The following is a 14,256-nucleotide window of genomic DNA, read 5'->3' as shown; positions in this document are numbered from 1 at the left end:
CATGAGTGCTTTAAGTAATGTGAAAACGATATTAAGTAAAGTAGTGACTAGTTTTGTTTCAGAAAATGGCAAAATAGCATCATACTATATAAAAGCGAGTAAAAAGAAAATACAAAAGAACACGATCCTTTATGAAGTTCGAGATGGGCAATCGATTGTAGATTCTCCCTACGCAATGTTTATGCATTTAGTAAAAGATCCCGAATATGCTCATTTTCATCATATCTGGGTTATCAACGACTTAAATTATCCCACAGTAAAACGTATTAAGGCAGAGTTCGACAATGTTGAATTTGTAGAAAGAAACTCAAAAAGATATTTGCTTTGGCTGGCAACAGCAGAGTATTTAATTAACAATGCTACTTTCCAGTCATTTTTCTTAAAGAGAGAAGGTCAAACATACATAAATACTTGGCACGGAACGCCTTTGAAATATATGGGATTTGACATTCCTGGTAATCCTGCCCATTCTCAAAATGTTGTACGAAATTTTTTAATGGCTGATTACATCTTGTCACCTAACTCACATACAACAGAGATTTTCTCAAAAAGCTATCGTCTAGATGGATTGTTTCCTGGAACGATTTTAGAAGGCGGATATCCAAGGATCGATAGGACGAATAAAACGGAACGGCTGAACACTCAAAAAGAGTTTGACTTATTAGGTCTGGATTACAATGACCAATTACCTACGATTTTATATACACCTACATGGAAGGGAGCTTCTATTCTAAACCCTTCAAATGATAAGCAGCAAATTATCAATGAAACAATATTTTTAAAACAATATTTCAAAGGACGATACAATGTTTTGGTCAAAGTACATCCGTACGTTTATAAATCACTAAGCAAAAATGATCAAATTAGAACAATATTAGTTCCTGATTATTTTGATCCAAATGAAGTCTTATCGGTGGTAGATTTACTAATTACGGATTATTCTAGTATATTTTTTGACTATTTAGTTACAGATAAGCCAGTTATTTTTTATGTATGGGATAGAGATTTATATGAAGTAAATCGAGGGATGTATATTAAAGAAAGAGATCTTCCAGGTCCTGTAGCTGAAACGATAGAAGATCTTATAGATTTAATAGAAAATAAAGAAACTTTTATTACTGAATCTTATGAACGTTATGTTGCTATGAAAAATAGTATCAATTATTACCAAGATGGACAGGTAACACAACGTTATATTGAGAGGATATTTCGCAATGTAGCTTCTACCAAAATTAAAGAGATATCTCTTAGAACACAATTGAAGAAAATAGTTATATATCCTGGAGGAATGAGAAATAATGGGATAACCACTAGCTTTATCAATTTGTCTAATACAATAGATCATCAGCAATATGATGTTTCGATTATTCTTAATAAACCAATTTCAGATGAAGAAGTAAAAAACTTGAAGAAAATCAATCATAATGTACGTATGCTTTTTAGACCTGGGAAACCTCTATATACAAGAGGTGAATTACTAAGAGATGTTTTTTTTCAAATGTTTACAGTGAAAAAATTTTTAAGAACAATTTTACCAAGCAAAGCATATGAAAGAGAAGCTGCGAGAGCTGTAGGTAATGTATATTTTGATGTGGCTATTGATTTTAGTGGCTATAGTTTTTTTTGGTCAAAATTAATAGCATTCATGAAATGTAGAAAAAAAATAATATTTCAGCATAATGATTTATTGAGCGATTCAAAAAAAATCATTAATGGAAAAGCACCGCACAAAAAAAATCTACCAGCAGTTTTTTCGATTTATTACTTGTTTGATCGTATTTTAAGTGTTTCAAAAGAAACAATGGAAGTAAATAAAGTGAATTTGAGTAAGTATATTCAAGATGATCAAATTGGATATACAACTAATACAATTGATATTGAAAAGATATTAACAAATAAATCCCCTTCGTTTAATTTTTCTGATGGAGAGGATATAAAAATATATGATTATAGATTTAGTGGCAAAATTATTAAGTCAGGCAATTATAAGCTAGCTAAAAATTTGTCTGCTGTAGTTAAAAAGACTTTCTCTAGTATGAATATTACGGAGGATGATAATCTTTATGTAATAGCATCCGCTTTTTATGACAACCATGAATATGTAAAAGTAACAATAAATGGAATATATAGAGGTTGGATGCAAAAAAAGTATATCTATGTTGTTAATGAAACAGAGACGTCATCGAATGAATTGGTAGAAAGATGCTCGTTAATTGCCACTGTCAATTGTATTAATGATGATTTAATCTACCATTCATTAGATGATTTCGAAAAAGCTAGATCTCCACTCAGGTATTTAAATAATACTTATGTATATCTAAGCAAAACTAAAAAAATCAATGATTATGATTATTACTATATCGAAAATCGTTTAGGCGCTATTGGATGGGTTAAAACTGATTATTTATCAAACTTTCATCGTATTTTTCATTTTGGGCTGCTAAAAAAATATTTTCTAAATAAAATATCGGAACGCAAATCACTTGTTTTGGACAACTTTGAATCTATTTCTATCCTAGGAAAATTTAAAAAAGATATTTCTGTGGCTTGGTCTGAACCTGAACAAATTTTAGGAAGTGAGCCTGTTTTCGTAGATTTTAAAAAAAACGATAAATTATTATTCATTAAAAAAGGTGCTATGAATAACGTAGAATATTATTGTAGTAATGTGATGGATGGGAAATTATTGTGGTTCAAAGCTGATAATGTTGTTGAGATAACGACGGAAACTAAGCAGAAGCCTCCTATAGATTTTGAAATAAAGAAAGATTTAATACAAAATTTAAGGTTACCTGAAATAAAAAATGAATGTATTAATCTAGTTAATATGGGAAGACTTTCACCAGAGAAGAACCAACTGAATTTGATTAAAGCAATAGGTATGTTGATTAATAAGTACCCAAAATTGTGTTTGTATATTCTGGGGGAAGGTCCATTAAAATTGGAAATGCAACAATTGATCCAAGAGTTAGACCTAAAACACAATGTGTTTTTATTGGGGCATCAGGACAATCCGTTTGATATAATGAAGCAATGTGATTTCTTTGTTTTTCCTTCTATTTATGAAGGACAACCGATGGTACTACTTGAAGCACTAACGTTAAAATTGCCAGTCTTGGCATCTGAAATACCTGCCAATATCTCTGTTTTAAAAGGGCAATCTTCTCAGTATATCAAAGGTTTTACACCTATGGAAATAGCAGAAGCGATTCAAAAATACTTAGAGACAAATAAAAAAGAAGTTTCTTTTGATCCATATGCTTACAATGAAAGAGCAATAAGAAATCTATATTTAGAATTAGAATAATTTGAAATATAAAATAGGATAATTTATATATACATGGAGACGATTCTATATAAAAGAGCAATAACCATTGCTCTTTTTCAAAAAAACAATCATATATGTGAAAAAATCTACGCTTAATAAAGTGAGGAAATGAAATGGCTTCTGAAAAAAACACACTTATGTCTGAATTTAGTTCAGAAGAAAACAAGTTAGAAAGAATTTATTTAAATTTTGGTAACTATTCAGAATTGAATATGGGGGATATTTTATGTCTCAAAGATATTCATGAAGAATGTTTCCAATTTCCAATAATTACAGACGGTCAAAGTTCATTTATTTCTGTTAATCAAAATGATTTTGAAAATCTAGTGGGAAAACCATTATATATTGTTAGCAGCAACAATAATGAATCTAAATTCCCATCAATATTAACAAAATATATAAAGTTATCTGGCAAGTTTACACAGCCAGAACAAATAAATGAATCTTTCTGGTGGGTCCTCCAAAAAGATAAAACTGATTTCTTGATATATATTGATTCTAAGCAAAATGTGCTTAACTATGTAGCTCAAAAGATTATCTCAGCAAACATAATCTCTTTCAAAGAACTAGTTTATTCAGAAAAAGTTGAATTAACAGCTGAGTATAATTCAAATGAGTTTGAATTTTCTGGCGTTCATTTTCATCAAGGTGGAATGAATAATTGGGACAGCTTTATTCCTTGTTCAGCAGAAAATAATCGATTTTCTATAATAATAAATTTTAATGATATATTAAGGGAACCTGATAGATATGAAATGTATTTAAGATTTACGTATGAAAAGCATTTGTTTTTTGTGCCATTGAATTCATTATTTCAAAAATATCTAAAATATTCCCTAGAAGAAAATGAACGTATAGCAATAACTTTTGAAAAAAATAGACCATTTAGTGTAAGATGGTATTTTGAAAATTATAATTTATCGATAACTAATTTTCATTTTGACTCAAATAAATATAAATTTAAATTGGTAGAAAGAGTTAGTGTTGGTGAAACAACAAAACAAATTAGAATCAAAAAGAGGAAAACAAATCAGTTTTATTATGTAACTTTATTTAAGGAAAATGATTATTATTGCTTTTCTGCTGAAGAATTGTCAACTATTAAAGTTGATGAATTATTTCGAGGGGATCTCCAGCTCCCTGTGATTTATCCCTCTGGTAGAGTGGATTATTATTATTTGAAAGAACAAATTAAATTGATTGGAAAGTACATTAATATAGATGCCTGTAATCATTCTGATTTTTTGAGTCAGTCGTTTTACATCGCTCAAAATGGAAGGGTTTCTTATGTTATAGGAACGCATCAGCGAGTTCTTAATGAGTCATACTCATGGATCAATCCGCTTTTGAACAGAATCTCGGTAAAAAAAAATCACTTTATTGTAGAAGTAGATACCAGAACTACAGAGTTTAAGGCATCATGTCTTCATATCCATTTTCGTAAAGGTGAGGATTGGAATGAAAAACAAATAGTTCCTAACTCTGAGAGGCTCTCAAAAGATGGAAATATTATTCAGCTTTTTTTTATTGATGTACAAAAATATGATTGGGAGCAATTTTATCAAGATTTATATTTAAAATATGAAGCAAATTCGGGAATTACTTTTTTCAGAAAAATTAAAAATGAATCCAGAGTTACAAAATGGAAATTAAGATATAGCTTAAACAGTAACCAATTTCTTTTTCCTTATGATTCAGAAATAGATGGACGTTATCTTATATATCCATACATCACCAGAAGCAATGAATTAAGCCTAAATTATCGGATTCAAGGTAAATTCGAGACAAGAAAGTATAAATGGAATGAAAAATTAGCCGTTCTTCAATTTCTATTCACATGGTGGCGTCCAGATTTGAAAAACCTTTGGTTGACGCATGAAAAGTATGGAGAAACTGCTCAAGATAATTCTTATTATTTTTTTAAGTTTATGTATGATCATCATCCAGAAAAAAAACTGTTTTATGTGATTGACGATACATCTAGTGACTTTAAGCGATTGAGCGGTATGGAGGATCGAGTTCTTTCATTTATGAGTAGAAAACATTTATATTATTTGCTTTTCGCCAGTCTGATAGTTGCATCAGAATCTAAAGGTCATGGTTTTTCATGGAGAACATCTAAAGGACTTGTAAGGCAAGCATTGGATTTAAAACCTTTTGTTTTTTTACAGCATGGTGTATTGGGACTTAAGCAAATTGATGATACATTCTCTGCTTCGGGACTTAATAAAGCTGAAATGTTCACTACTAGTTCAGAGTTCGAAAAACATATAGTCATTGATTATTTGGGGTATAAGGAAGATGCAGTTGTGGTAACTGGACTACCAAGATGGGATAATTTGAATCAAGGAGAATGTAAAAAAAATAAGTCAATTCTTATTATGCCCACATGGAGAAACTGGCTGGAGGAAGTGGAAGACAAAGTTTTTCTACAATCTCAATATTTCATTACTTATAACAATCTGATAAATTCTCAAGAATTTGCAGCTTTTCTAAAAAAATATGATTTAACCGCTAATTTTTACCTACATCCTAAATTTAACCAATATAGCCATCTATTTAAGAATGTAAATCCAAATTTACACATTATTTACTTTGGGGAAGCTCCGGTAAATGAATTAATAAAGCAGTCCTCAATTTTAGTAACTGATTATTCAAGTGTCGCCTGGGAAGCCTTATATCAAAAAATTCCAACGATATTTTATCAATTTGATCAAGAAAAATATTTAGAAGAGCAAGGTGCATATATGGATCTTAATAAAGATTTATTTGGACCTGTGAGTATTACTGAAAAGGATCTTTTGAATGACCTTTCTCTATCAATTGAAAATGGACTGGATGAAAATACAATTAGTGATATACAAAAAAAATACTTTTCATTTGTTGATCAGAATAACGCTAAGCGAGTCTATAGAGAGATTTTGAAGAGAGAAAAGAATATCGAAGTCTCAACTGTAGATCTGATTATCCAAAGAATTAAATCAAGATTGTTATTCTGGAGGAGGAAATTATGAATATAGAGTTCAAAGAGAGTCAGGATACAATTGTAATAGACGCTTTTGGTAGTATCATTCTTAAAGAAAATGGTGAAAATAATAAAAAAGCTCTTGTTTTAACTCATCTAGAAAGAAATATAACTAAAAAAATTCATGTAGATAAAAATAGTGTGAGTAAGGAAGAACTTTTAGAACAGGTAGCACTACTCGATAAAGGGGAATGGCTGTTACAATTCATTATAGAGTGCCAAAATAAAATAGAGGTGTACAATGTAAAAGCTGAGTTTTTCAGTGAAATTATTAGTAGTCCTTTTTATCGAATATTATATCGAAATAATGAGTGCATTTTGAACGTGCTCACAAAAAAATTAACATTTTCTTTCATAGAACTTAATACTCATATTATTACACTTTCTTCTGAAATATTGAAAAAAGTTGAAATAAAGAAAGTGATCAATAAAACTAATAGCAAGTTTGAAACGAAATTTGAAGTGATAAATGATAAACTGCTAATCGATTTGGAAACTATTACTTCGCATAAATATTATGGTGAAATTAATTTAGAACTTGAGTATTGCGATGGAGTCACACTAAATACATCTGCAATTACTTGCATAAACGTAGAGAATGAAGAAAAAAAATATAAATTAGAGACAAAAGATATATCGGAAGATTGGGTGAAAATTAGTTCGAAGGGAACTCTTTCGATTGTCAATTCAAAATTTGGCAAAGAGTTATTGCAATTAGAAAAGTTATCAAGCTTAAAAGAAGAATTTACATTGTTTATACAAAATGAAAACGGAAACTCTTTTTCTTTTGCATTATCTTCAAGAATGAGTGATGAAGAGCAGATTGCGAATGAAATTAATAATATTATTTCTGAGATGCCATATTCAAAAAAATGGCAAATGCTTGCCGTGGACTCAAAAGGACATGTGCATCAAATTATGTATGATAATTTTTTTGCAGAAAAAGTGAATGTATTTTATAAGGAACAATTTATATTGGTATCTGACGAAAGGAATTCAATGGTATGTATTAATCAAAGATTGGCAAAAGAACATCCTATTTTTGGTATTAAAGAATTGTTCAAAAATGGAAGCCATGATTTAATAATTACATTGCTAAATTCAAAGAATTTTTCAAATCTTAGATTTTATTTTATTCATAGAAGAACAAAGAATAAGACTAGTGAAATACTTTATTCTCAGAATGGATTCGAAATTTCGATTGACCTGTCACAGTTAAATCAATCAATCTATAAGTTAAGAGGGCTGTATGATTTATATTGTGAATATGATTTTCAAGGTAATAGCTTTACATTAAAAGTTACAGATTCAATAAAAGATTCCACTTTTTTAGTAGAAAAGAATATTTTCTCTGAAGATTTTTCAGTTTATCAAAAAGTCTATTTATCAAAGGAACGATGTATCACAGTTTACGGTTCTTCACTTAATGCAAGAATTAAATATCTTTATGAAAATGAGGAGCATATAGTACTGGCATACCAATTCTTACTTAATAGTTTGAATTTAGATGAGGTGAAAAATGAGTCGGTCAGTCTAACAAACATAACTACTGAAGAAAAGCACCTGTTAGAAAAAAGTTTTGTTAAAAAAGAGACGAATGAATTTCTTATTTTTTTAGATAAAAAAGAAATGCTTCATATTGTTAATGAGATCTCAAACCTTAAGTTCTATATTGATGTAGATCTTTCGTATAACGACACTATTTATTCTATAAGGATGAATGAGAACAAATTTGAAAAATTTTCTCCTCAGAAATATAAAAGATATCCTGAATTCAATATATCTGATGTGTATAAAATTCAGTTTTTATTTGCGAAGAATGAACTAATATTAACTATATCTTCTCAAACAAAAACAGAAGTACTTAGCATAAGAAAAAATACGATAGTTATAAAAGATATTTTCAGAACAGATGTAAGACTTGTTGGTATAAAAGGAAACGAAATTTTTGACATTGCAAAGGGTGTTAGAAGAAAGCACGGGCTAACTTTCGAAATCGATTCATTATTTTTAGAGTCACTAAAAATGAATAATAGTTACTTTAAGTTGCTTATTATGGATGATGAGAATAATTTATTTAATATATTAAAAGGAAAGATGGACCAGAAGAAAGTTTGCTATAAAAGCTACAAAGATGGTGCATATAAAATTTCATGGCATACTAAAAGCGAAGAACTGTATCTTGATTTTTTATATTTAGTTAATCCGATTACAAAATCTTATCTTTTGAAAAATAGGTTAGCTTATATAGGAGCATCTGTCTCTCGCCTATTTAATAAAAATCCAACTTGGTTAGTTGGTGAAAATTTTGGAATTTCACATCAAGATAATGGTTATTTGTTTTTTAGTAGCTCATTAAAATCATCAGTACCAGAGAAAACATATTTTGTAACTAGACAACTGTCAGAATTTAGTAATCAAGATAATTTGTTGGTTTATGATAGTTTTAAACATCTTTACAAGTATCATTTATCCTCAAAATTGATCGTGTCCCATGGAGTAAGAGATGCTATTCCTTCTTTATATCATTATGATAGAAATAATGATAAATCCATTTATCACCTGCAGCACGGGATAATAGCAATGAAAAAAGTTTATTTTAATCCAAATTCTTATAGAGGTAAAATGAGAAAAATGGTTGTGAGTTCACAAAAGGAAGCTGATATTTTAATCAAAAATATGGATTTTAGACCAGTAAATATCATGGTGACTGGACTTACGAGGTATGATTATTTAGTCAACTCAAGCTATTTAGACAAGAATAAGGAGATTTTTGTAATGCCAACATGGAGAGATTGGCTTGTAAAAGATGAAGATAATTTTAAACATAGTGACTTTTTTAAATATTACTATAAACTTTTGAATGATAAAGACTTATCCGATTTTCTTATTGGTCATAACATAGTACTTAAATTTCTACCTCACATAGAAATGCTTCGAAGATATGGTGATTATTTTAAAAGTGAACTTCCGAATATAGATATAGTTGATAGTCATACAGAATCAATACAAGATTTAATTAAATCTTCAAGCTTATTAGTCACAGATTATTCTAGTGTTGCATTTGATTTTGCTTATCTAAATAAACCGATTATATTTTTCCAATTTGATGTGGAAGAATATATGAATCAGCGTGGGGCGTTTATTAATTTTAATAAAGATTTATTTGGAGACAGATGTAAAGACTACGAAGAATTAAAAGCTTCATTGATTAAAACGGTGGAAAATAATTATTCAAACAATCCTTTTTACAGAGAAAGAGCAAATCAATTTTTTGATTTTCATGATGATGAGAATTTTTTGAGAACTTATCAAGGAATAAAGAGGGATAATGTATGAAGGTCACATTTATAGTTTATAATATATATGGAATTGGCGGAACTGTACGGACCGTTGTTAACACAGCAAATTATCTGGTTAATAATGGATATGATGTATCAATAATGAGCATTAAGAAAACTTTTGATACGCCTAAGTTTGAAATTGATAAGCAAGTCAAATTAGTGCCGCTATTGAATACTAGAAAGCAATTTTCAGATAAGTCTTTTAAATCTAAGATGGCTGCATCCATTAATAAGCTTCCAAGTTTATTCATAGATAGAAATGAACTCCTTTATAAAAATCTATCTTTGTACACGGATATTTTATTAATTAAAGCATTAAAAAATTTAAAATCAGATGTTGTTATTTCTACATTTCCATCACTAAATTTTTTTAACGCTAAGTATGTTAACAAGAATGTCGTAAAAATTGGACAAGAGCATGCACAGCTTTCTGCACATCACAATACGATTAAAAGAAAAATAAAGAGATATTATAATGAGTTGGATTGTTTAACTGTTTTGACACCGAAAGAACAAGAAGATTATGAAGCATTTCTAGACCAATCGATCGACATTAAGGTAATTCCAAACGGAATTAATAATACAGAATTCAAAACAGATTACAGCAATAAAGTAATCGTATCAGCTGGAAGATTTGTTTTTGAAAAAGGTTATGAGAGATTAATATCCTTATATGAGCCTATTGCAAAAAAATATCCTGATTGGGAACTGAGAATATATGGTTCTGGAAATGATTTTAATTTGATGCTAGATACTATTTTTGAAAAGGGAATTTATAATAATGTTTTTCTCTATCCTAATACACCATTAATTATGGAAGAGCTCTCGAAATCTTCAATATTTGTATTACCATCTAGATTTGAATCTTTCGGAATGGTTGTCATCGAGGCTATGTCAGTCGGATTGCCTGTCATATCTTATGATACGTATGGACCGACCAATATTATAGAAGACTCAGTTGATGGATTTGTTGTTCCTATGGATGATGAAAAAGAATTTCAAGAAAAACTTGAACAACTTATAGAAAACCATGATCTTTTGGAACAGATGGGAGAAAATGCGAAAGTAAAGTCAAAATCATATTTATTTGAAAATATAGGGAGCTTATGGGACAATCTTTTAAAAACTTTCAGATAAATGATGTCTTATAGAACAAAGAAGGAGATCAAATGAAAATAAAAAGTTGTTTACCTATAATTTGTTTTCTTTTAGTACTTGTATCTATTAATGAGCTTGTTATTTCAGATGAAATAATCACCTCTACTGAGTCCACTGAATCAATAGATGGTTTTAGAGGAAAGAATTCGGGAGATGAAGAAACTCTTATATCGACATTTCCAAGTACAAATGAGAATTTAGTAAGTGAAAATGAGACCACTAATTCCTCTACAGCCTATTCTAATATTGAAAAAGTAGAGGAGAGCATTACTGCTGAAACAGAAGAAGGTATTTCTGTTTCAAAAGAATATGCAATACCTTCTGGACGTTCTGACTTGTATGAAACAACGAATGAAAATTCAGTAAGAAGATCGACAAGAGCAGCTGTTTTAAATCCTCCAATCGTTAAAGCGGAGGACTTGAATACTCCGAGGAAAGATTTTATTGATGTGTCGTCGCACAATGGTGAAATATCTATAGATAATTATCTAATGATGAAGCAATACGGTGTCAAAGGTGTAGTGGTTAAACTAACAGAATATACTACTTATAAAAATCCTTATGCAAAAAAGCAAATTGAAAATGCGTAACAAGCGGGCTTGAAAGTTTCAGTGTATCATTATAGCTGGTTCACCAATGAATCTGAGGCTATCGCAGAAGCAAATTATTTTGCAGCTTTCGCACAGGAATTAGGACTTTCTAAGACTACTCTAATGGTAAATAATATTGAGGAACCAAAAATTGTAGATAAAGGGAATCATACGCAAAATTCACTTTCATTTAAAAAACGTTTAAATGAACTTGGATATGGAAATGTTATTCATTATAGCGGCTTGTACTGGATTACAGAAGGGTTAATGGATGCTTCAATTCTAGGAGCAAAAAATATTTGGGTTGCTGCTTATCCATACTCTTTATCCAATGTTCAGATGTATTCTCAATATGGAGCATGGCAATGGTCCTCGTTAGTAACATTTCCTAACCTTAGTACATCATTTGATATGTCTTCTGATTATTTAGGAATATTTACCAATAATGAAAATAATACAGTTGATTTATCTAAATACTATACAAGCAACCCTAATTATATCATTATGAAAAAAAATGATTACATTTATAGCAAACTATCATTTGGGACTGCTAATCGTTTAAGAAAAGTGAGTAAAAACCAAGTTATTAAGATAAAAGGAATTGCATATGATAACAAAACACCTAGATTAATTACTGATGATGGGTATTTAACGGCGAATAAATCTTATGTACAGAAAATTTTAAGCAGCTACAAGAACTATATGTATGTCTTACCATCTTCTGGCTATGTCTATACAAAAAAAGATGATTATTCGTATTCAAATGTAACTTTTACTTCTCGAAAAACAAAATATCCAAAGGGCTCTGTTATTAAAGTAAAAGGGATTGCATATGCACCAGATGGGTGTCCGAGATTAATCTTATCTGATGGTTCATATTTTACAGCGAATTTATCTAGAGTATCAACAGTGACTTCTTCGTACAATTCTTATTTATTGTCTAAACCCCAATTTGTTATTTTTAATAAAGATGACTATTTTTATAAAGATGTAAATTTTAAAAACAGGGGCGCTAAAATTAAGAAAAATCAAGTTTTGAAGGTCAATGACGTTGTTTTCACTTCATCAGGAGTACCAAGGCTAAAAGTTAATAACGGATATGTGACCACTAATAAGAAATATGTTTCTAAACTTATAGCTAGTTACTCAAACTATTACTACAAAGATATCTCAAGTGTCATTTTACAGAAAAATGATTATTTTTACTCTTCTGTAAATTTTAGTAATGGAGCCAGTAAGAAAAAAGCAACAAAAGGTATGGTTGTAAAAGTTCAAGGAATCGAGTTTGATGCTAATGGTACACCACGGCTTAGAACAAACCAAGGGTATCTATCAGCGAAAAAAACAATTGTAAAAGCTAAGTAGCTCTTGAAGGGACTATTAATCTTTTTCTATTCCACTCCTCCTAACTTTCGTGTATAATGGTACAAGCCAGTATTACGAAAGTTAGGAGGAGTTGTTTTGAGTAAACAACATCCAGAGGATAAGTCCTTTAAAGACGAAGTATTAGGAGCTTTAAAGCAACCTCAATCAGATCAAACCCAAGAAAGCAATGGTTTGAACGAGCGTCCTATTCAACAACCTCAAGAAGAGGTGGGTTCGCGAACTGCAAGTGGAAAGGCCAAAAATAAACAAGCAAAGCAAGCTGCTACAAGTCGTAGGGCAGCAGAAGAAGAAGTGCCCATAGCTGAAGGTGGGGAAACGCAATTGCGCAAGCAGCAACGCAAAAAAGAAGATCGGATTGTCAATCGGATCGTTTTGATCGTAGTCCTTGCTCTGCTCGTCATCGGTGGTGTTTTAGGATTTTCAATGTATCGTTATGTAACATCAGGATTGCAGCCGTTGAATCCAGAAGATACCGAAACGGTGGCGGTTGAGATTCCTAGTGGATCGTCCAACAAAGCAATTGGAGAAATATTGGAAGAAGACAATATCATTAAAAGTGGTATGATTTTTAACTATTATACGAAATTCAATAATTTAACTGGATTTCAAGCAGGAAATTATCATTTTTCTCCTAGTATGACATTGGATCAAATCTCAAAGATGCTGCAAAATGGTGAAGGATCGGTCACCTCTGATGCAAAAGTGACGATTCCAGAAGGATTTGATGTTGATCAAATCGGTGATGCTCTAGCGGAAGCAACGAATATCTCGAAAGACGATTTCTTAGCTTTGATGGAAAGCGATGAGTTCTTTGAAAAAATGAAAGAAACCTATCCTGAGCTTTTAGCAAGTGCCGGCGATGCGCAAGGTGTGCGTTACCGACTAGAAGGATACTTGTTCCCAGCAACTTACGACTACTATACAGGGAATACCCTAGAAGAAGTCGTTACCCAAATGGTGGATAAATCAAATTCAGTCTTGTCAAAATATTTCGATCAAATTGCTCAAAAAGAAATGACGGTTCAAGAAGTCCTTACTTTGGCTTCACTTGTTGAAAAAGAGGGCAGTAAGCTAGAAGATCGTAAAAATATCGCACAGGTATTCTTCAATCGTTTAGCGATTGATATGCCACTGCAATCGGATATTTCGATTCTATACGCGTTAGGTGAGCACAAAGAGCTAGTTACTTATGAGGACACTCAAGTTGACTCTCCTTATAATCTCTATGTGCATACTGGCTACGGACCTGGACCATTCAACAATCCAAGTGAAGCAGCGATCCAAGCGGTCTTAGATCCAACACCGAACAACTACTATTATTTCGTTGCTGACATTCAAACCCAAGAAGTTTACTTTGCGGAAACCTATGAACAGCATATGCAATTAGTGGAACAATATGTAAACAATACCTCAAATTAAATTTTC

General features: G+C 30.7%; 6 protein-coding genes and 1 pseudogene. All 7 read left to right on the top strand.

Going from position 1 to position 14,256, the window contains the following annotated elements:
- Position 1: 1 nt before the first annotated feature.
- Positions 2–3,307, top strand: coding sequence for a CDP-glycerol glycerophosphotransferase family protein (locus QN079_RS10760; RefSeq protein WP_289229737.1), 3,306 nt, complete (start codon positions 2–4; stop codon positions 3,305–3,307).
- 134 nt (positions 3,308–3,441) lie between these two features.
- Positions 3,442–6,342 (top strand): CDP-glycerol glycerophosphotransferase family protein, encoded by a 2,901-nt coding sequence (locus tag QN079_RS10755; protein ID WP_289229736.1) that lies wholly within the window; start codon positions 3,442–3,444, stop codon positions 6,340–6,342.
- Entirely contained in the window at positions 6,339–9,692 is a 3,354-nt protein-coding gene (locus QN079_RS10750; RefSeq protein ID WP_289229735.1) for a CDP-glycerol glycerophosphotransferase family protein, read from the top strand. Before QN079_RS10755 ends, QN079_RS10750 begins: the two co-directional genes overlap by 4 nt.
- Positions 9,689–10,834, top strand: a complete 1,146-nt coding sequence (locus QN079_RS10745) for a glycosyltransferase family 4 protein (protein ID WP_289229734.1) — start codon at positions 9,689–9,691, stop codon at positions 10,832–10,834. The genes QN079_RS10750 and QN079_RS10745 overlap by 4 nt, the downstream gene beginning before the upstream one ends.
- Before the next feature lie 32 nt (positions 10,835–10,866).
- Positions 10,867–11,823: pseudogene (locus QN079_RS10740) on the top strand (GH25 family lysozyme); the annotation flags it as partial.
- A gap of 33 nt (positions 11,824–11,856) precedes the next feature.
- The gene (locus QN079_RS10735) at positions 11,857–12,810 is read left to right on the top strand and encodes a DUF5776 domain-containing protein (protein ID WP_289230737.1); all 954 of its coding nucleotides are present in this window, start codon (positions 11,857–11,859) and stop codon (positions 12,808–12,810) included.
- Positions 12,811–12,906: 96 nt separating this feature from the next.
- Entirely contained in the window at positions 12,907–14,250 is a 1,344-nt protein-coding gene (gene mltG, locus QN079_RS10730; protein ID WP_153883792.1) for an endolytic transglycosylase MltG, read from the top strand.
- Positions 14,251–14,256: the final 6 nt, after the last annotated feature.

It is taken from the genome of Enterococcus sp. FZMF, from assembly GCF_030263915.1.
In the GTDB taxonomy this organism is placed as follows: Bacteria; Bacillota; Bacilli; order Lactobacillales; family Enterococcaceae; genus Enterococcus_D; species Enterococcus_D casseliflavus.
This window is presented reverse-complemented; position numbering and strand designations above follow the sequence as displayed.